Consider the following 18,167-nt stretch of genomic DNA (forward strand, 5'->3'; position numbering starts at 1 on the left):
CGGCGCGGCGCCGTGGCCCAATTGGCATGCGCGCCGGCAGTTGCAGGACACCACCATGAGTTCCAGGATCCCGACCCTCGACATCCGCCGCTACGACAGCGACCGCGACGCCTTCGTGGCCGAGCTGGGCGCCGCCTATCGCGAGTGGGGCTTCGCGGGCATCAGCCACCACGGCATCCCCCAGTCGCTGGTCGACGACGCCTACGAGGCCTTCCGCCGCTTCTTCGCGCTGCCCGAGGAGGTCAAGCGCCGCTACCACATCCCGGGCCAGGGCGGCGCCCGCGGCTACACGCCGTTCGGCGTCGAGACCGCGAAGGGCTCGCAGCACTACGACCTCAAGGAGTTCTACCACATCGGCCGCGAGCTGCCGCGCGACTCGAAGTACCGCGAAGTGATGCCGCCGAACGTGTGGCCGGCCGAGGTGCCCGAGTTCCGCGAGCACGGCCTGGCGCTGTACAACGCGCTCGACGCGCTCGGCTCGCGGGTGCTGTCGGCGCTGGCGCTGCACATCGGCCTGCCGGCGGACTACTTCGCCGACAAGACCGACTTCGGCAACTCGATCCTGCGCCCGATCCACTATCCGCCGATCACCGCCGACGACATCCCCAACGTGCGCGCCGGCGCGCACGGCGACATCAACTTCATCACCCTGCTGGTCGGCGCCTCGACCGCGGGCCTGGAGGTGCTGTCGCACAAGGGCGAGTGGGTGCCCTTCACCTCCGAGGGCGACACCATCGTGGTCAACATCGGGGACATGCTCGAGCGCCTGACCAACCACGTGTATCCCTCGACGATCCACCGGGTGGTGAATCCGCCGGGCGAGGAAGCGCGCAAGCCGCGCTACTCGGTGCCGTTCTTCCTGCACCCGAACCCGGACTTCCTGATCGACGTGCTGCCCTCGTGCATCACGCCGGACAACCCGAGCCGCTATCCCGAGCCGATCACCGCGCACGCGTTCCTCGAGCAGCGGCTGCGCGAGATCAAGCTCAAGTAGCTGGCGCCCGCGGCGCCCGCCACGGCGCGACGGGCGACCGACAGGCTGGCATGATGCCCGCCGACCCGTCGCGCCGGAGCGCCGCATGCGCACGCTGACCCGCCTGTCCGCCGTCCTCCTGTCCCTGCTGCTGCCGCTGGCGGCGCCCGCCGGGGCGGCCGCGGACCGCGTGGAAGCGCCCGCGAACGGCGCCCGCTGCGACGAGGCGCTGCCGCCCCGGGCCCGGGCCACGCTGCCCGATCCGTTCCTGCGGCCCGACGGTGGCCGCGTTGCCTCGCGCAGCGAATGGGCCTGCCAGCGCCGCATCCTGCGGGCGACGGCCGAGGCGCATGTCTACGGCGCCCGTGGGCCGGAACCCGAGCGGGTGGAGGCGCGCATCGACGGTGACGCGATCACCGTGCGGGTCGGGCAGGGCGGCCGCGAGGTGGAGTTCGGCGCCCGGCTCCGCCTGCCGGAAGGGCCCGGGCCGCACCCGGCCATGATCGTGGTCGGCGGCGTGGCGGGCGTGGACGATGCCCTGCTCGAGGCCGAGGGCGTGGCCCGGATCGACTTCGACGCCACCCAGGTGGGCGCCGAGACCGGCACCACGCGGGAGCGGCGTGGCGCCTTCTTCGAGCTGCACGACGGGGCGATGGATGGCACCGGCACCCTCATGGCCTGGGCCTGGGGCGTGAGCCGGCTCGTTGACGCGATCGCGGCCCACCGCGACCTGCTGCGCGCCGACGCGGTCGCGGTGACCGGCTGTTCGCGCTGGGGCAAGGGTGCGCTGGCCGCGGGCGCGTTCGACGAGCGCGTGGCCTTGACCATCCCGATCGAATCCGGCGCTGGCGGCGTGCCGGCCTGGCGCCTGCTGGGGGAGGGGGCGCAGCCGCCCGCGAGCGCGTTCGGCGAGCAGCCCTGGCTGGGCGAGGGGTTCGCCGCCCATCTGCAGGAGATCGGCTCGCTGCCCATCGACCAGCACGGCGTGCTCGGACTGGTCGCGCCGCGCGGCCTGCTGGTGCTCGACAACCCGCATGTCGACTGGCTCGGCGCCCCCGCCGGCCACGCCTCCGCGCTGGCGGCGGCGGAAATCTGGCGCGCGCTGGGCGCCGAAGGGAACCTCGGCTATCACGGGGCCGTCGCCGACGGCAGCCACTGCGCCTGGCGGGACGAGTGGACCGCGCCGGCGCGCGACGCCATCCGGCGCCACCTCAAGGGCGAAGCCGCCGCCGACCTGCCGCTGGTCGCGGCGCCCGGCAGCGCGGCGGACCTGGCGCCGCTGCGCGACTGGGAGGCGCCCGCGCTGCGCTGAGGCGCGGGGAGGGGCGGGGCGCCCTCAGCCGGCGCTGCGGATGCGCCGCGAGTTCTTCGCCATGCGCCTGAGCAGGAAGCGCTGGGGCAGGTGGCGCACGAGCGCGTGCAGCACGCGATAGAGGGCGCCCGGCACCACCAGCACCCGGCCGCGCTCCACGCCCTCGATGCCGGCGCGGGCGACCGCGTCCGCTTCCAGCCACAGCCAGCCGGGCAGCTTCGACATCATCTCCCGGGTCCCGGTGACGTCGTGGAATTCGGACCGGGTGAAACCCGGGCACAGTGCGCAGGCATGCAGGCCCGCGTCGGCGTTCTCCAGCGCCAGCGATTCGGTGAACTTGACCATGAACGCCTTGGCCGGCGCATACAGCGTCTGCCCGTCGGCCGAGGGGACGAGGGCCGCGAACGAGGCGACGTTGAGGATCCTGCCCGCTCCGGTGGCGCGCAGGGCGGGGAGCAGCCGCCAGGTCAGCTCGCAGACCGCGGCCACCATCACCTGCAGGAAGGCCGCGTGCGTGTCCCAGTCGCTGAGCCGGTAGCGGCCCGGCACGCCGTAGCCGGCGTTGTTGACCAGGATGCGCAGAGGCAGCCCCAGTGCCGCGACGGCGGCCGCCAGCCGCTGCGGTGCCCCGGGATCGGCCAGGTCCGCCGCCAGCACCCGGACATCGACCTGTCCGCGCAGCTCGGCCGCCAGCGCCTCCAGGCGGTCGGCGCGGCGCGCGGTCAGGACCAGCGGGACGCCGCGGCGCGCGTACTCGCGCGCGATCGCCGCGCCGATGCCGCTCGAGGCCCCGGTGACGAGTGCGTATCCCTGCTGCGGTGGCGGCATGCGGCCCTCCAATCGGCGTGGTGGTCGGATATCCTGTGCGCCGTTTCACGCATTGGGGGGCGACGTGCGCCGCAGGATCGTAGCCGGAAACTGGAAACTGTACGGGACCCGCGACTTCGCGACCGCGCTGCTCACGGACGTGGTCGCGGCGCTGCCGGTGGACGGCGTGGACGTCGTGGTGCTGCCGCCGCTGCCCTACCTCGGCGACCTGATCGAGGACTTCGAGGCCTATCCGGTCTCCTTCGGCTCGCAGGACGTCAGCCACAACGAGGAGGGCGCCTACACCGGCGAGGTGTCGGCGCGCATGCTCGTCGACGTGGGCGCGCGCTACGGCCTGGTCGGGCATTCGGAGCGCCGCCGCTACCACCACGAGAGCAGCGAGCTGGTGGCCCGGAAGTTCCTCGCCGCCTCCAACGCCGGCCTGGTGCCCATCCTGTGCCTGGGCGAGACCCTGGAGGAGCGCGAGGCCGGGCGCACCACCGAGGTGATCGCCGCCCAGCTGCAGCCGGTCCTGGACCTGGCGGGCGTGGCGCGGTTCGCTGGCGCGGTGGTGGCCTACGAGCCGGTCTGGGCGATCGGCACCGGCCGCACCGCCAGCCCGGAGCAGGCCCAGGAGGTCCACGCCTTCATCCGTGGCCAGGTGGCGGAGCGGGATGCTAGAATCGCTGATTCGCTGCCGATCCTGTACGGCGGCAGCGTGAAGCCGGCCAACGCCGCCGAGCTGTTCGCCCAGGCGGACATCGACGGCGGACTGATCGGCGGCGCCTCGCTGGTGGCCGGGGATTTCCTCGCCATCGCCCGCGCGGCGGCCCGCTGAGCCGGACCCGCAAGCCTTCCCCGAGTACGTCGCAATGCTGCTGGTCATCCTCAACGTGGTGTTCGTCCTGGTCGCGATCGCGATGGTCGCGCTGATCCTCATGCAGCGCGGCGCCGGCGCGTCCGCCGGCTCCGGCTTCGGCGGCGGTGCCTCAGCCACCGTGTTCGGCGCGCGCGGATCGGCCAACTTCCTGACCAAGGCCACCAAGTGGCTGGCGATCACCTTCTTCGCGATCACGCTGTTCATGGCGTGGTACGCGACCCGCCAGGCCACGGACGTGACCGCCGGGACCGACCTGGGCGTGATGTCGCAGGTGCCGGCCGCTCCCGTCGCGGCCCCGGGCGCCCTGGAGGTGCCCACCGCGCCGGCGCCCGCCGCCGGCGTTCCGGCCGCGCCGGAGCAGGCCGCGCCGCAGCAGCAGGAGTCCGCGGTCCCCGGGGCGCCTGCCGAAGGCGGGCAGGCGGACGGCGATGCCGGGGCGGAGGACCCCGCTGCTCAAACGCAGTAGGAAGGCTTACAATTGCGTGCTGCCGCAATCGTTGCAGGCGGCAGCGTTTGATCCTTGCCCAGGTGGCGGAATTGGTAGACGCACTACCTTGAGGTGGTAGCGGCTTCGGTCGTGGGGGTTCGAGTCCCCCCTTGGGCACCATTTTTCATCGGCGCGCCGCCGCACGGCGGCGCGTCGAGCAACGGCCGCGGCGACGCGGCAAGCAGCCGAGAGAACAACGAGTGCTGGCCGAATACCTGCCGACCCTGCTGTTCCTGATCGTGGCCACCGGTATCGGCATCGCCCTGCTGATCCTCGGAAACCTCCTCGGGCCCAAGCGCCCGACGCCCGAGAAGCTCTCGCCGTACGAATGCGGCTTCTCCGAGTTCGAAGACGCGCGGATGCGCTTCGACGTGCGGTACTACCTGATCGCGATCCAGTTCATCATCTTCGACCTCGAGATCATCTTCATCGTGCCGTGGGCGACGGTGTTCCGCGAGCTCGGGCCGCTGGGCCTGATCGAGATGGGCATCTTCGTCGGCATGCTGCTGCTCGGGTTCATCTACGTGTGGAAGAAGGGAGCGCTTGAATGGGAGTGATCCGGGCGATCCGCGGCCTGGCCGATTCGGCGAGCAATCCGCTGCCGGAAGGCCGCCTCGACGACATCCTGCGTCCCGAAGGCGAGAACCCGCTGCTCGAGCACGGCTTCCTGACCACCAGCACGGACGTCCTGCTCAACTGGGCGCGCACCGGTTCGATGTGGCCGATGACCTTCGGCCTGGCCTGCTGCGCGGTCGAGATGATGCACGCCGGCGCCGCGCGCCTGGACCTGGACCGCTACGGCGTGGTGTTCCGCCCGTCGCCGCGCCAGTCCGACGTGATGATCGTGGCCGGCACCCTGGTCAACAAGATGGCCCCGGCGCTGCGCAAGGTCTACGACCAGATGCCCGACCCGAAGTGGGTGATCTCGATGGGCAGCTGCGCCAACGGCGGCGGCTACTATCACTACTCCTACGCGGTGGTGCGCGGCTGCGACCGCGTCGTGCCGGTGGACGTCTACGTGCCGGGCTGCCCGCCGACGGCGGAGGCCCTGGTCTACGGCATCCTGCAGCTGCAGAAGAAGATCCGCCGCGCCACCAACTTCGGTGAACAGAAGACGGGGCTGCGCAATGGCTGAGGACCTGGGCAGGGAGACCGCCACCGCATTCGCGGAGCGCCTGCGCGCGCGCTTCCCCGGCGCCGAGGTCAGCCTCGCGCTGCCGCGCGGCGAGGTCGGAATCGTCACCGCCGGCGACTGGCTGGAGACCTGCGTGGCGCTGCGCGACGAGCTCGGCTTCGAGTCGCTGATCGACCTGTGCGGCGTCGACTACCTCGGCTACGGCACCGACGAGTGGGACACCGACGCCTCGTCCGACGGCTTCAGCCGCGGCGTCGAGGGCAAGGGGCCGGGGCGGTTCCGCTTCGGCGAGTCGCCGACCCGGCAGCTCGACGACCCCGAGGGCGAGGCCCCGGTGCCGGTGCCGCAGCGGCGCTTCGCGGCGGTGGCGCAGCTGTTGTCGGTCCAGCACAACCGGCGCCTGCGCGTGACCTGCTTCGCACGCGCCGACGACCTGCCGGTGGTGTCCTCGCTCACCGGCGTGTGGCCGGTCGCCAACTGGTTCGAGCGCGAGGCGTTCGACCTGTACGGCATCGTGTTCGAGGGCCATCCGGACCTGCGCCGGATCCTCACCGACTACGGCTTCATCGGCCACCCGTTCCGCAAGGACTTCCCGCTGATCGGCAACGTCGAGGTGCGCTACGACCCCGAACGCAGGCGCGTGGTGTACGAGCCGGTGACTTCGGTGGAGCCGCGCGTGAACGTGCCGCGCGTGATCCGCGACGACGCACGCTACCTGACCGCGGCCGCCGAGCAGATGGCCCGCCGCGCCGGAGGCGACCGATGAATGCAGTCCCCCGCGATCCCGGGCATCAGGCAGGCGCCGGCCAGGAGATCCGCAGCTACACGATGAACTTCGGCCCGCAGCATCCGTCCGCGCACGGCGTGCTGCGCCTGATCCTGGAAATGGACGGCGAGGTGGTGCGCCGCGCCGACCCGCACGTGGGCCTGCTCCACCGCGGCACCGAGAAGCTGGCCGAGTCCAAGCCGTTCAACCAGTCGATCGGCTACATGGACCGGCTCGACTACGTGTCGATGATGTGCAACGAGCACGCCTACGTGCGCGCGATCGAGACCCTGATGGGGATCGAGGCGCCCGAGCGCGCGCAGTGGATCCGGACCCTGTTCGACGAGGTCACCCGGATCCTGAACCACCTGATGTGGATCGGCTCCAACGCGCTCGACCTGGGCGCGATGGCGGTGTTCCTGTACGCGTTCCGCGAGCGCGAGGAGCTCATGGACGTGTACGAGGCGGTGTCGGGCGCGCGCATGCACGCGACCTACTACCGCCCCGGCGGCGTCTATCGCGACCTGCCCGAGCGGATGCCGAAGTACCGCGAGTCGCCGTGGCGCAAGGGCGAGAAGCTCAAGCGCTTCAACGAGTGGCGCGAAGGCTCGATGCTGGACTACCTGGAAGCCTTCGCGAAGGACTTCCCGGCGCGCGTCGACGAATACGAGACGCTGCTCACCGACAACCGCATCTGGAAGCAGCGCACGGTGGGCATCGGCGTGATTCCGCCGGAGCAGGCGCTGGCCTGGGGCATGACCGGCCCGATGCTGCGCGGCTCGGGCATCGCCTGGGACCTGCGCAAGAAGCAGCCCTACGCGCGCTACGACCAGGTCGAGTTCGACGTCCCGGTCGGCGTCAACGGCGACTGTTACGACCGCTACCTGGTGCGCGTGGCCGAGATGCGCCAGTCGGCGCGGATCATCGAGCAGTGCGTCAAGTGGCTGCGGGCCAATCCCGGCCCGGTGATGGTGGACAACTACAAGGTCGCTCCTCCCTCGCGCGAGGAGATGAAGAACGACATGGAAGCCTTGATCCACCACTTCAAGCTCTTCTCCGAAGGCTATTGCGTGCCTGCCGGCGAGACCTATGCCGCGGTCGAGGCGCCCAAGGGCGAGTTCGGCTGCTACCTGGTCAGCGACGGCGCCAACAAGCCGTTCCGCGTGCACCTGCGCGCACCGGGCTTCGCCCATCTCTCGTCGATGGACGAGATCGTGAAGGGCCACATGCTGTCGGACGTGGTGGCGATGATCGGCACGTACGACATCGTGTTCGGCGAGATCGACAGGTAAGGCAGGCGATGAAAGCGACAGGCAACTTCGAGAACGCGCGCAACGTCGACCCGATGGTCGTCCTGAGCGACGCCACGCGTGCCCACATCGACCACTGGCTGACCAAGTTCCCGCCGGACCGCAAGCGCTCGGCCGTGCTGCAGGGCCTGTTCGCCGCGCAGGAGCAGAACCAGGGCTACCTGACCGACGAACTGATCGCCGCGGTCGCCAAGTACCTCGACCTGCCGCCGGTGTGGGCCTACGAGGTCGCGAGCTTCTACTCGATGTTCGAGACCAGGCCGGTCGGCCGCAACAACGTGGCGTTCTGCACCAACATCAGCTGCTGGCTCAACGGTGCCGAGCAGCTGGTCGAGCACGCCGAGAAGAAGCTCGGTTGCAAGCTGGGCGAATCCACCGCCGACGGCCGCGTCTACCTCAAGCGCGAGGAGGAGTGCGTGGCCGCGTGCTGCGGCGCGCCGGTGGTCGTGATCAACGGGCATTACCACGAGAAGCTCACCCCCGAGAAGGTGGACGAGCTGCTGGACGGGCTGAAGTAATGGCGGGTCATTCGCACTACTCCGAGGGTTACGGCCCCGTCGGCCCCGCGCCGAAGGAGCACCAGGCCGTCTACACCACGCTGCACTTCGACAAGCCGTGGTCGTACGAGAACTACCTCAAGACGGGTGGCTACCAGGCGCTGCGCAAGATCCTGACCGAGAAGATCCCGCCGGCCGACGTGATCGAGATGGTCAAGCAGTCCGGCCTGCGCGGCCGCGGCGGCGCGGGCTTCCCGACCGGCCTGAAGTGGAGCTTCATGCCCAAGGGCGAGATGCAGAAGTACATCCTCTGCAATTCGGACGAGTCCGAGCCGGGCACGGCCAAGGACCGCGACATCCTGCGCTACAACCCGCACGCGGTGCTGGAGGGCATGGCGATCGCCTGCTACGCCACCGGTTCGACCGTGGCCTACAACTACCTGCGCGGCGAGTTCCACCACGAGCCCTTTGAGCACATCGAGGAGGCCCGCGCCGAGGCATACGCCAACGGCTGGCTGGGCAAGAACATCCTCGGCTCGGGCATCGACATCGACATCTACAACGTGCTCGGCGCCGGCGCCTACATCTGCGGCGAGGAAACCGCGCTGATGGAGTCGCTGGAGGGCAAGAAGGGCCAGCCGCGCTACAAGCCGCCGTTCCCGGCCAACTTCGGCCTCTACGGCAAGCCGACCACGATCAACAACACCGAGACCTACGCCTCGGTGCCGGCGATCGTGCGCAACGGGCCGGAGTGGTTCATGAACCTGGGCAAGCCGAACAACGGCGGCTGCAAGATCTTCTCGGTCTCCGGCCACGTGGCGCGGCCGGGCAACTACGAGATCCGCCTCGGCACCCCGTTCAGCGAGCTGCTGGAGCTTGCCGGCGGCATCCGCAACGGCAACCGTATCAAGGCGGTGATCCCGGGCGGTTCGTCGATGCCGGTGCTGCCGGCCGAGGTGATGATGGGCCTGACCATGGACTACGACGCGATCCAGAAGGCCGGTTCGGGCCTGGGGTCGGGTGCGGTCATCGTCATGGACCACACCACCTGCATGGTGCGCGCCTGCCAGCGCATCGCGCGCTTCTATTTCAAGGAAAGCTGCGGCCAGTGCACGCCGTGCCGCGAGGGCACCGGCTGGATGTACCGCATGCTCACCCGCATCGCCAGCATGGAGGCGACGCTCGACGACCTGCACACGCTGCGCGCCGCGGCGGGGCAGATCGAGGGCCACACCATCTGCGCCTTCGGCGAGGCGGCTGCCTGGCCGGTGCAGGGCTTCCTGCGCCACTTCTGGCATGAATTCGAATACGCCATCGTGAACAAGCGCTTCTACGTCGACGACGAGCTCGCCGGCACGCTGGCACGTCCCGCGGAGGCGCTGGCATGAGCGCTCAACCCGTCAACCCGAACCTGCCGCCCGACCACGTTACGATCTTCATCGACGGCGTGGAGCTGGCCGCGCCCAAGGGGTCGATGATCATCCATGCCGCCGACAAGGCCGGCATCCCGATCCCGCGCTTCTGCTACCACGACAAGCTGTCGATCGCGGCCAACTGCCGCATGTGCCTGGTCGACACCGAGGTCGGCGGCCGTCCGGCGCCGAAGCCGTCGCCGGCCTGCGCGACGCCGGTGATGGACGGGCTGAAGGTCTTCACCCGCAACGACAAGGCGCTCAAGGCGCAGCGGAACGTGATGGAGTTCCTGCTGATCAACCATCCGCTCGACTGCCCGATCTGCGACCAGGGCGGAGAGTGCGAGCTGCAGGACCTGTCGCTGGGCTATGGCCGCTCGGTCAGCCGCTTCGTCGAGCGCAAGCGCGTGGTGGCCGACGAGGACCTGGGCCCGCTGGTCGCCACCGAGATGACCCGCTGCATCCAGTGCACGCGCTGCATCCGCGTGACCGCGGAGATCGCCGGCACCTACGAGCTGGGCGGCATGTACCGCGGCGAGAACCTGCAGATCGGCACCTGGGACGGCAAGCCGCTGACCACCGAGCTGTCGGGCAACGTGATCGACGTGTGCCCGGTCGGCGCGCTCACCAACAAGGTGTTCCGCTTCCGCGCCCGCCCGTGGGAGCTGATCGCGCGCGAGTCGCTGGGCTGGCACGACGCGCTGGGCAGCAACCTGTTCCTGCACGTGCGCCGCGGCGAGGTGCTGCGCGCGGTGCCGCGCGACAACGAAGCGGTCAACGAATGCTGGCTGTCCGACCGCGACCGCTACTCGCACCAGGGCCTGTACGCGGACGACCGCGCGGCCAGGCCGCTGCTGCGCGTGGCTTCCAACGGCGACGAGGGCGACTGGCGCGAGGCCAGCTGGGACGAGGCGCTGGCGAAGGCGGCGCAGATCCTGCGCGAGAACGGCGCCGACAACCTCGGCGTGCTGGTGCACCCGGGGACCTCGAACGAGGAGGGCGCGCTGCTGGCGCGCCTGGCCGAGGGCCTGGGCACCGGCAACATCGACCACCGCATCGGCCAGCACGACCTGTCCGATGGCGCCGTGGCCGAGCCCTTCGCGATGCCGGTCGCCGACATCGAGAACGCGGACGCGATCGTGATCGTCGGTTCCAACCTGCGCCACGAGGTGCCGCTGCTGCACCAGCGCGTGCGCAAGGCCTGGCGCCGCGGCGCGAAGGTGCACGTGGTCGGCCCGGTCGACTTCGAGTTCACGTTCGACATCGCCAGCAAGGCGATCGTGCCGCCGTCGAAGGTGGCCGGTGCGCTGGCGTCGGCCGAGCTGGCCGAGGCCGTGCGCGGCGCCGGCAGCGTCGCGGTGATCGTGGGCGCGGTGGCCGAGAACGGTCCGCACGCGAGCGCGATCCGCGCTGCAGCGGCCGCGTTCGCCCGCGCCAGCGGCGCGTCGCTGTGCCGGATCCCGCAGGGTGCGAACGCGCTCGGCCTGGCCCGCCACGGCGTGCTGCCGTCCGGACTGGACGCCGGCGCGATGCTGGCCCGTCCGCGCGGCGCGTACGTCATCTACGGCATCGAGCCGGGCCTGGACTTCGCCGACCAGGCGGCCGCGATGAAGGCGCTGGGCGGCGCGCAGGTGGTGGCCTTCAGCCACTTCGCCTGCCAGTCGACCCGGCGCGTGGCCGACGTGATCCTGCCGATCGCCACCCTGTTCGAGAACGACGCGACGATGACCAACCTCGACGGCCGCGACCAGCGGGCGAAGGCCGCCGGCCGCCTGCCGGGCGAGGCGCGCCAGGGCTGGGCCGTGCTGCGCGCCCTCGGCGGCGCGCTGCAGCTGCCCGGGTTCGATTTCACCGACCTCGACGGCCTGCGCCAGGGCCTGCAGGCACGCGTGCCGACGCCGCGTCCAGGCCAGGCCGGGGAGCCGGCCACGGGCGATGGCCTGGAGCTGGCCGTGTCGCAGGCGATCTACCGGGTCGACGCACTGGTGCGCCGCGCGCAGGCGCTGCAGGCGCATCCGCTCAACGCCGGGCCGCGGGTCAGCCTGCATCCGGACGACGCCGCCGCCTCCGGCCTGGGCCAGGGCGCGATGGCGAAGGTGGCGGGCGCCGCCGGCACCGCCACGCTGCCGGTCAACGTCACCACGCTGGTGGCGCCGGGCTGCGCCTGGATCGAGTCGGGCTATGGTCCGACCGCGGGACTCGGCGCCGGCCGGGTGAAGGTGGAGGCCGCATGAGCGCGACCAATACCGCCTCCCTGCTGACGGCCTGGACGGCGCCGCTGCACGACCTGCTTGCGTCGCTGGGGCCGGTCGGCGTGGTGCTGTGGATCGTGCTCAAGATCCTCGCCATCGCCGTCCCGGTGATCCTGGCCGTGGCGTTCTACGTGGTCTGGGAGCGCAAGCTGATCGGCTGGATGCACGTGCGCCACGGGCCGATGTACGTGGGCTGGGGCGTGCTGCAGGCCTTCGCCGACGTGTTCAAGCTGCTGTTCAAGGAAGTGATCCAGCCCAGCGCCGCGCACCGGTCGCTGTACCTGCTCGCGCCGCTGATCACCCTGGCGCCCGCGTTCGCCGCCTGGGCGGTGGTTCCGTTCGACGCGCAGCTGGTGCTGTCCAACGCCAACGCGGGCCTGCTGTACCTGCTGGCGATGACCTCGCTGGGCGTGTACGGCATCATCCTCGCCGGCTGGGCCTCGAACTCGAAGTACGCCTTCCTCGGGGCGATGCGTTCGGCCGCGCAGGTGGTGAGCTACGAGATCGCGATGGGCTTCGCCCTGGTCGGCGTGATGGTCGGCGCCGGCAGCCTGAACCTGTCGCAGATCGTGATGGCGCAGTCGGGCGACGCCGGGCTGTTGGAGTGGTTCTGGCTGCCGATGCTGCCGCTGTTCGTCATCTACTTCGTGTCGGGCGTGGCCGAGACCAACCGTGCGCCGTTCGACGTGGTGGAAGGCGAATCGGAGATCGTGGCCGGCCACATGGTCGAGTATTCCGGGTCGGCGTTCGCGCTGTTCTTCCTGGCCGAGTACGCGAACATGATCCTGGTCAGCTTCCTGACCGCGATCTTCTTCCTCGGCGGCTGGCTGTCGCCGGTGCCGGCCGGCTGGATCCCCGACATCCCGGTGGTGCGCGTGGTCCTGGGCGACGGCTGGTGGTGGCTGTTCGCCAAGGTGTTCTTCTTCGCCAGCTGCTTCATCTGGTTCCGCGCCTCGTTCCCGCGCTACCGCTACGACCAGATCATGCGACTGGGCTGGAAGGTGTTCATCCCGCTGAGCATCGGCTGGATCGCGGTGGTGGCGTTGATGGCGTATTTCGGCGTGTTCGAGGCAGGGCAGTGATGGGCAAGTTCGTATCCTGGTTCCGGAGCCTGCTGCTGCTCGAGCTGCTCGGCGGCTTGTGGCTGACGCTCAAGTACCTGTTCCGGCCCAAGTACACGCTGATGTACCCGATGGAGAAGACGCCGCAGTCGCCGCGCTTCCGCGGGCTCCACGCGCTGCGCCGCTATCCCAACGGCGAGGAGCGCTGCATCGCCTGCAAGCTGTGCGAGGCGGTGTGCCCGGCGCTGGCGATCACCATCGACTCGGCGCCGCGCGAGGACGGCACCCGCCGCACGACGCGCTACGACATCGACCTGTTCAAGTGCATCTACTGCGGCTTCTGCGAGGAGTCGTGCCCGGTGGACTCGATCGTCGAGACCCACGTCCACGAGTACCACTTCGAAAACCGCGGCGAGAACATCCTCACCAAGCCCAAGCTGCTGGCGATCGGCGACCGCCTCGAGGCGGAGATCGCCGAGCGCCGCGCCGCCGACGCCGCCTACCGATAAGCGACCGACCATGGATTTCGCCCTGCTTGCATTCCTCGCCTTCGCCGTCGTGGCCGCCATCGCGGCGGGCGCGGTGATCAGCGTCAAGAACCCGGTGCACGCGGCGCTGTTCCTGGTGCTGACGTTCTTCAGCGTCGCCTGCACCTGGATCCTGGCCGGCGCCGAGTTCCTCGGCGTGGCCCTGATCCTGGTTTACGTCGGCGCGGTGATGGTGCTGTTCCTGTTCGTGGTGATGATGCTCGACATCGACATCGTGCCGCTGCGCGAGGGCTACGTGCGCTACCTGCCGGTCGGCCTGCTGGTCGCGGTGGTGATGCTGGTCGAGGTGCTGACCCTGATCGGGGTCAAGGCGCGCACGGTGCCGTTCGGCGCCGACCCGGTGGAGACCGCCGGCGGCAGCAACGTGGCCTGGGTGGCGCGGCGGCTGTTCACCGACTTCCTGCTGCCGTTCGAGGTCGCCGCGCTGATCCTGACCGTGGCCGTGATCGCGGCCGTGGCGCTGACCCTGCGCCGCCGGCCCGGCACCAAGCACCAGGACCCGTCCGAGCAGTCGCGGGTGCGCGCGGCCGACCGCGTGCGCCTGGTGAGCATGCCGGCGGAGAAGCGGGTGGAAGAAGCAAGCGGCGGGGAGGCGCAGCAGTAATGGAATTCCTCGGACAGGGCCTCGGGCTCGGCCACTACCTGGCGCTCGGCGCGGTGCTGTTCTGCATCAGCGTCGCGGGCATCTTCCTCAACCGCAAGAACGTCATCATCCTGCTGATGTCGATCGAACTGATGCTGCTCGCGGTGAACGTCAACTTCATCGCGTTCTCGCGCCACTTCGGCGACCAGGCGGGACAGATCTTCGTGTTCTTCATCCTGACGGTGGCCGCGGCGGAAGCCGCGATCGGCCTGGCGATCCTGGTCACGCTGTTCCGCAACCGGAGCACGATCAACGTCGCCGAGATCGACACGCTGAAGGGGTGAGCGCCGGCGCTCGCGGGCCACTGGCTCGCGCCGGCGCGGACGCCCGGCCAGGATGGCCGGGGAGGCCTCCCAGGAGGCCGCGCTGTTCGGCCATGGAAGGTCGCGGTGACAACCAGGACCCGGGATGGCGCGGGCCGCGGCCCGGGGCGGAACGTCGCCGGGCAGGGAAAGTGGTGAAGGCGGCATACGTACGACAGGCAACGGACCAGACATGGCGATTTCCACAACCCACCTGCTGATCATCGTGCTGGCACCGCTGCTGGGCGCGATCGTGGCCGGCTTCTTCGGCCGCCAGGTCGGGCGCGCCGGCGCGCACACGGCGACCATCCTGGGCGTCGCGCTCAGCTGTGCCTTCTCCTGCTACGTGCTGTACCAGCTCGTGGGGCAGGGCGCGGGGCCGTACAACCAGAACGTGTATACGTTCTTCGAGGTCGGCGGGTACTCGGCGCACGTCGGCTTCCTGGTCGACAGGCTGACCGCGATGATGATGGTCGTGGTGACCTTCGTCTCGCTGTTGGTCCACGTCTACACCATCGGATACATGGCCGAGGATCCCGGCTACCAGCGCTTCTTCGCCTACATCAGCCTGTTCACCTTCTCCATGCTGATGCTGGTGATGTCGAACAACTTCCTGCAGTTGTTCTTCGGCTGGGAGGCGGTGGGCCTGGTGTCCTACCTGCTGATCGGGTTCTGGTTCAGGCGGCCGACCGCGGTGTTCGCCAACCTCAAGGCGTTCCTCGTCAATCGCGTGGGCGACTTCGGCTTCCTGCTCGGCATCGCCGCGGTGGTCTGGTACTTCGGGACCCTCGACTACGCCAACGTGTTCGCCAGCGCCGGCCAGGTGCTCGAGGGCCGCACGATCGAGGTCCTGGCCGGGCACGAATGGTCGGTGGCGACGATGATCTGCATCTGCCTGTTCATCGGCGCGATGGGCAAGTCCGCGCAGGTGCCGTTGCACGTGTGGCTGCCCGACTCGATGGAAGGCCCGACCCCGATCTCGGCGCTGATCCACGCCGCGACGATGGTGACCGCGGGCATCTTCATGGTCGCGCGCATGTCGCCGATCTTCGAGCTGAGCGCCACCGCGCTGAACTTCGTCCTGTTCATCGGCGCCACCACCGCGTTCTTCACCGGCCTGATCGGCATGGTCCAGAACGACATCAAGCGCGTGGTCGCGTATTCCACGCTGTCGCAGCTGGGCTACATGACCGTCGCGCTCGGCGTGTCGGCGTACTCGGCGGCGGTGTACCACCTGATGACCCACGCCTTCTTCAAGGCGCTGCTGTTCCTGGCGGCCGGTTCGGTCATCATCGGCATGCACCACGAGCAGGACATGCGCAGGATGGGCGGCCTGCGCAAGTACATGCCGGTCACCTTCTGGACCAGCGTGGTCGGCACCCTGGCCCTGGTGGGCACGCCGTTCTTCAGCGGCTTCTACTCGAAGGACGTGATCATCGAGGCGGCCAGACTCGGCGCCGGGCGCGCCGGATGGATCGGCACCTACGCCTACTGGGCGGTGCTTCTGGGCGCGTTCGTGACCTCGTTCTACAGCTTCCGCCTGCTGTACCTGACCTATTTCGGCGAGGAGCGCTTCCGCCACGCGGCGCATGACGCGCATGGCCACGACGCGCACCACGACGACGGCCACGGCCACCATGGCCCGCACGAGCCGCACGAGTCGCCGTGGGTGGTGACGGTGCCGCTGGTGCTGCTGGCGATCCCCTCGGTCCTGGTCGGCTTCTTCACCGCCGGTCCGATGCTGTTCGGCACCGACTGGACCGGCCACCACGAGGCCGTGCCGTTCTTCGGCGACGCCATCCGCGTGCTGGCAGCCAACGACGTGATGTCGGCGCTGAAGGAAGAGCTGTGGCACGGGCCGACCGGGCTGGCGCTGCACGGTTTCGTCGCGCCCGCCTTCTGGCTGGTGCTGGCGGGCTTCCTGCTGGCCACCCTGATGTACGTCTGGCGGCCGGAGCTGCCGGCGAAGGTGGCGCACGCGCTGCGCCTGCCGATCCGCATCCTCGAGAACAAGTACGGCATGGACGACCTGTGGATCAAGGGCTTCGCCGGCGGGGGCCTGCTGCTCGGCCGCGGCTCGCGCGAGGTCGATTCCAGGCTGATCGACGGACTGTTCGTCAACGGCGCCGCGCGCCTGGTCGGATTCACCGCCGCTCTCGTGCGCCGCATGCAGACCGGATACCTCTACCACTATGCGTTCGCGATGATCGTCGGCCTGATCGTGCTGCTGGCCGTGCTGATCCGCCATTGGACCTGATCCCGTGCAGAACTGGCCCCTCCTCAGTCTCCTGATCTGGCTGCCGATCCTCGGCGGCGCCGCCGTGCTCGCGCTCGGCGAGACCCGCGCGCAGGCCGCGCGATGGACCTCGCTGGTCGTGGCGCTCGCCGTGTTCGCCCTCAGCCTGCCGCTGTTCACCGGCTTCGACCATGCCGCCAGCGGCATGCAGTTCGTCGAGCGGATGGCGTGGATCCCCGCCTACGACATCCAGTACCACCTCGGCGTGGACGGGATCTCGATCGCGCTGATCATCCTCACCACGCTGACCACCGCGCTGGTGCTGGTGGGCGCGTGGACCGCGATCGACCGCCGCGTCAACCAGTACTACGCCTCGATGCTGATCCTCGAGGGTCTGATGGTCGGCGTGTTCTGCGCCGTGGACGCGCTGCTGTTCTACGTGTTCTTCGAGGCCATGCTGATCCCGATGTTCATCATCATCGGCGTCTGGGGCGGCCCGCGGCGCGTGTACGCGTCGATCAAGTTCTTCCTGTACACCTTCCTCGGCTCGATCTTCATGCTGGTCGGCCTGGTGTACCTGTACCTGAAGGGCGGCAGCTGGCAGCTCCCGGACCTGTACGCGCTGCCGCTGACCGCGACCGAGCAGACCTGGCTGTTCTTCGCGTTCCTGGCCGCGTTCGCGGTCAAGATCCCGATGTTCCCGGTCCACACCTGGCTGCCGGACGCGCACGTCGAGGCGCCGACCGGCGGCTCGGTGATCCTGGCCGCGATCATGCTGAAGATCGGCGGCTACGGCTTCCTGCGCTTCAGCCTGCCAATTACCCCGGACGCCGGCCACGAATGGGCCTGGCTGCTGATCGCGCTGTCGCTGATCGCGGTGGTGTACGTCGGCCTCGTGGCGCTGGTCCAGGAGGACATGAAGAAGCTGATCGCGTACTCGTCGGTTTCGCACATGGGCTTCGTCACCCTCGGCACGTTCATCGCCTTCGCGCTGGTGCGCGACGTGGCGGGCGGCACCGACGCCGCGCGCCTGGGCCTGCAGGGCGCGATGGTGCAGATGATCTCGCATGGCTTCGTGTCCGGCGCCATGTTCTCGTGCGTGGGCGTGCTCTACGACCGCATGCACACGCGCATGATCAAGGACTACGGCGGCGTGGCCAACGTGATGCCGTGGTTCACCTTCTTCATGGTCCTGTTCGCCATGGCCAACTCGGGCCTGCCGGGCACGTCCGGCTTCGTGGGCGAGTTCATGGTGGTCCTGGCCAGCTTCCAGCACCATCCGCTGATCGCCTTCGTCGCGGCGCTGACCCTGATCATCGGCGCGGCCTACACCCTGTGGCTGGTGAAGCGGGTCATGTTCGGCGAGGTCGCCAACGCCCACGTCGCCCAGCTCCAGGACATCAACACCCGCGAGTGGATCGTGCTCGGCGTGTTCGCCGCCGGTACCCTGCTGATCGGCGTGTGGCCGGCGCCGCTGGTGGAGCTGATGGACCCGGCGATCGCCGAGCTGGCGAGCCACCTCGCCGCGAGCAAGCTTTGAGGACCC

General features: G+C 69.7%; 18 protein-coding genes and 1 tRNA gene. 18 read left to right on the plus strand and 1 reads right to left on the minus strand.

All coding sequences use genetic code 11. From position 1 onward, the window contains the following. Positions 1 to 55: 55 nt before the first annotated feature. Together LUTJ29_RS0109975 and LUTJ29_RS17055 are read left to right on the plus strand one after the other, a co-directional pair. The gene (locus LUTJ29_RS0109975; RefSeq protein ID WP_027072390.1) at positions 56 to 994 is read left to right on the plus strand and encodes a 2-oxoglutarate and iron-dependent oxygenase domain-containing protein; all 939 of its coding nucleotides are present in this window, start codon (positions 56 to 58) and stop codon (positions 992 to 994) included. Positions 995 to 1,079: 85 nt separating this feature from the next. Next, positions 1,080 to 2,285: a hypothetical protein gene (locus tag LUTJ29_RS17055; RefSeq protein WP_051322907.1), complete on the plus strand. Its 1,206-nt coding sequence runs from the start codon at positions 1,080 to 1,082 to the stop codon at positions 2,283 to 2,285. A 24-nt stretch (positions 2,286 to 2,309) separates the two neighbouring features. Here the strand turns inward: LUTJ29_RS17055 and LUTJ29_RS0109985 are convergent, their stop codons facing one another. Beyond that, positions 2,310 to 3,113: an SDR family oxidoreductase gene (locus LUTJ29_RS0109985; protein WP_027072391.1), complete on the minus strand. Its 804-nt coding sequence runs from the start codon at positions 3,111 to 3,113 to the stop codon at positions 2,310 to 2,312. A 64-nt stretch (positions 3,114 to 3,177) separates the two neighbouring features. Here LUTJ29_RS0109985 and tpiA point away from each other — a divergent pair, with 64 nt between their 5' ends. From tpiA to LUTJ29_RS0110065, 16 genes are all read left to right on the plus strand, one after another. Then, positions 3,178 to 3,930, plus strand: a complete 753-nt coding sequence (gene tpiA, locus LUTJ29_RS0109990) for a triose-phosphate isomerase (RefSeq protein WP_027072392.1) — start codon at positions 3,178 to 3,180, stop codon at positions 3,928 to 3,930. A gap of 34 nt (positions 3,931 to 3,964) precedes the next feature. Further along, positions 3,965 to 4,438, plus strand: a complete 474-nt coding sequence (gene secG, locus LUTJ29_RS0109995; RefSeq protein ID WP_027072393.1) for a preprotein translocase subunit SecG — start codon at positions 3,965 to 3,967, stop codon at positions 4,436 to 4,438. Between the two features lie 56 nt (positions 4,439 to 4,494). After that, positions 4,495 to 4,579: transfer RNA gene (locus tag LUTJ29_RS0110000), tRNA-Leu, on the plus strand. 80 nt (positions 4,580 to 4,659) lie between these two features. Next, the gene (locus LUTJ29_RS0110005) at positions 4,660 to 5,016 is read left to right on the plus strand and encodes an NADH-quinone oxidoreductase subunit A (RefSeq protein WP_027072394.1); all 357 of its coding nucleotides are present in this window, start codon (positions 4,660 to 4,662) and stop codon (positions 5,014 to 5,016) included. Next, positions 5,007 to 5,594 carry an NADH-quinone oxidoreductase subunit B gene (locus LUTJ29_RS17060; protein WP_043741016.1) on the plus strand — a complete coding sequence of 196 codons (588 nt, stop codon included), beginning with the start codon at positions 5,007 to 5,009 and terminating at the stop codon, positions 5,592 to 5,594. Before LUTJ29_RS0110005 ends, LUTJ29_RS17060 begins: the two co-directional genes overlap by 10 nt. After that, positions 5,587 to 6,360 carry an NADH-quinone oxidoreductase subunit C gene (locus LUTJ29_RS0110015; RefSeq protein WP_027072395.1) on the plus strand — a complete coding sequence of 258 codons (774 nt, stop codon included), beginning with the start codon at positions 5,587 to 5,589 and terminating at the stop codon, positions 6,358 to 6,360. Before LUTJ29_RS17060 ends, LUTJ29_RS0110015 begins: the two co-directional genes overlap by 8 nt. Continuing rightward, positions 6,357 to 7,652: an NADH-quinone oxidoreductase subunit D gene (locus LUTJ29_RS0110020; protein ID WP_051322908.1), complete on the plus strand. Its 1,296-nt coding sequence runs from the start codon at positions 6,357 to 6,359 to the stop codon at positions 7,650 to 7,652. The genes LUTJ29_RS0110015 and LUTJ29_RS0110020 overlap by 4 nt, the downstream gene beginning before the upstream one ends. 8 nt (positions 7,653 to 7,660) lie before the next feature. Further along, a complete protein-coding gene (nuoE, locus tag LUTJ29_RS0110025; protein ID WP_027072397.1) occupies positions 7,661 to 8,188 on the plus strand; it encodes an NADH-quinone oxidoreductase subunit NuoE in 528 nt (175 codons plus the stop codon). Next, entirely contained in the window at positions 8,188 to 9,555 is a 1,368-nt protein-coding gene (nuoF, locus tag LUTJ29_RS0110030) for an NADH-quinone oxidoreductase subunit NuoF (RefSeq protein WP_027072398.1), read from the plus strand. The genes nuoE and nuoF overlap by 1 nt, the downstream gene beginning before the upstream one ends. Next, entirely contained in the window at positions 9,552 to 11,813 is a 2,262-nt protein-coding gene (nuoG, locus tag LUTJ29_RS0110035) for an NADH-quinone oxidoreductase subunit NuoG (RefSeq protein WP_027072399.1), read from the plus strand. Before nuoF ends, nuoG begins: the two co-directional genes overlap by 4 nt. Further along, on the plus strand, positions 11,810 to 12,913 hold the full coding sequence (gene nuoH / locus LUTJ29_RS0110040) for an NADH-quinone oxidoreductase subunit NuoH (RefSeq protein ID WP_084524823.1): 1,104 nt from the start codon (positions 11,810 to 11,812) through the stop codon (positions 12,911 to 12,913). The genes nuoG and nuoH overlap by 4 nt, the downstream gene beginning before the upstream one ends. Further along, positions 12,913 to 13,401 carry an NADH-quinone oxidoreductase subunit NuoI gene (gene nuoI, locus LUTJ29_RS0110045; protein WP_027072401.1) on the plus strand — a complete coding sequence of 163 codons (489 nt, stop codon included), beginning with the start codon at positions 12,913 to 12,915 and terminating at the stop codon, positions 13,399 to 13,401. The genes nuoH and nuoI overlap by 1 nt, the downstream gene beginning before the upstream one ends. 10 nt (positions 13,402 to 13,411) lie before the next feature. After that, the gene (locus LUTJ29_RS0110050; RefSeq protein ID WP_027072402.1) at positions 13,412 to 14,044 is read left to right on the plus strand and encodes an NADH-quinone oxidoreductase subunit J; all 633 of its coding nucleotides are present in this window, start codon (positions 13,412 to 13,414) and stop codon (positions 14,042 to 14,044) included. After that, positions 14,044 to 14,367: an NADH-quinone oxidoreductase subunit NuoK gene (gene nuoK, locus LUTJ29_RS0110055; RefSeq protein WP_043741017.1), complete on the plus strand. Its 324-nt coding sequence runs from the start codon at positions 14,044 to 14,046 to the stop codon at positions 14,365 to 14,367. Before LUTJ29_RS0110050 ends, nuoK begins: the two co-directional genes overlap by 1 nt. A gap of 211 nt (positions 14,368 to 14,578) precedes the next feature. Then, positions 14,579 to 16,642 (plus strand): NADH-quinone oxidoreductase subunit L, encoded by a 2,064-nt coding sequence (gene nuoL, locus LUTJ29_RS0110060; RefSeq protein WP_027072404.1) that lies wholly within the window; start codon positions 14,579 to 14,581, stop codon positions 16,640 to 16,642. 4 nt (positions 16,643 to 16,646) lie between these two features. Next, positions 16,647 to 18,161 (plus strand): NADH-quinone oxidoreductase subunit M, encoded by a 1,515-nt coding sequence (locus LUTJ29_RS0110065; RefSeq protein WP_027072405.1) that lies wholly within the window; start codon positions 16,647 to 16,649, stop codon positions 18,159 to 18,161. Positions 18,162 to 18,167 lie beyond the last annotated feature (6 nt).

This window comes from Luteimonas sp. J29 (assembly GCF_000472505.1).
In the GTDB taxonomy this organism is placed as follows: domain Bacteria; phylum Pseudomonadota; class Gammaproteobacteria; order Xanthomonadales; family Xanthomonadaceae; genus Luteimonas.

Coding starts and splice junctions, on each gene's coding strand:
- LUTJ29_RS0109975 (WP_027072390.1), top strand. CDS start 56: ATGAGTTCCAGGATCCCGACCCTCGACATCCGCCGCTACGACAGCGAC.
- LUTJ29_RS17055 (WP_051322907.1), top strand. CDS start 1,080: ATGCGCACGCTGACCCGCCTGTCCGCCGTCCTCCTGTCCCTGCTGCTG.
- LUTJ29_RS0109985 (WP_027072391.1), bottom strand. CDS start 3,113: ATGCCGCCACCGCAGCAGGGATACGCACTCGTCACCGGGGCCTCGAGC.
- secG (WP_027072393.1), top strand. CDS start 3,965: ATGCTGCTGGTCATCCTCAACGTGGTGTTCGTCCTGGTCGCGATCGCG.
- LUTJ29_RS17060 (WP_043741016.1), top strand. CDS start 5,007: ATGGGAGTGATCCGGGCGATCCGCGGCCTGGCCGATTCGGCGAGCAAT.
- LUTJ29_RS0110015 (WP_027072395.1), top strand. CDS start 5,587: ATGGCTGAGGACCTGGGCAGGGAGACCGCCACCGCATTCGCGGAGCGC.
- LUTJ29_RS0110020 (WP_051322908.1), top strand. CDS start 6,357: ATGAATGCAGTCCCCCGCGATCCCGGGCATCAGGCAGGCGCCGGCCAG.
- nuoE (WP_027072397.1), top strand. CDS start 7,661: ATGAAAGCGACAGGCAACTTCGAGAACGCGCGCAACGTCGACCCGATG.
- nuoF (WP_027072398.1), top strand. CDS start 8,188: ATGGCGGGTCATTCGCACTACTCCGAGGGTTACGGCCCCGTCGGCCCC.
- nuoG (WP_027072399.1), top strand. CDS start 9,552: ATGAGCGCTCAACCCGTCAACCCGAACCTGCCGCCCGACCACGTTACG.
- nuoH (WP_084524823.1), top strand. CDS start 11,810: ATGAGCGCGACCAATACCGCCTCCCTGCTGACGGCCTGGACGGCGCCG.
- nuoI (WP_027072401.1), top strand. CDS start 12,913: ATGGGCAAGTTCGTATCCTGGTTCCGGAGCCTGCTGCTGCTCGAGCTG.
- LUTJ29_RS0110050 (WP_027072402.1), top strand. CDS start 13,412: ATGGATTTCGCCCTGCTTGCATTCCTCGCCTTCGCCGTCGTGGCCGCC.
- nuoK (WP_043741017.1), top strand. CDS start 14,044: ATGGAATTCCTCGGACAGGGCCTCGGGCTCGGCCACTACCTGGCGCTC.
- nuoL (WP_027072404.1), top strand. CDS start 14,579: ATGGCGATTTCCACAACCCACCTGCTGATCATCGTGCTGGCACCGCTG.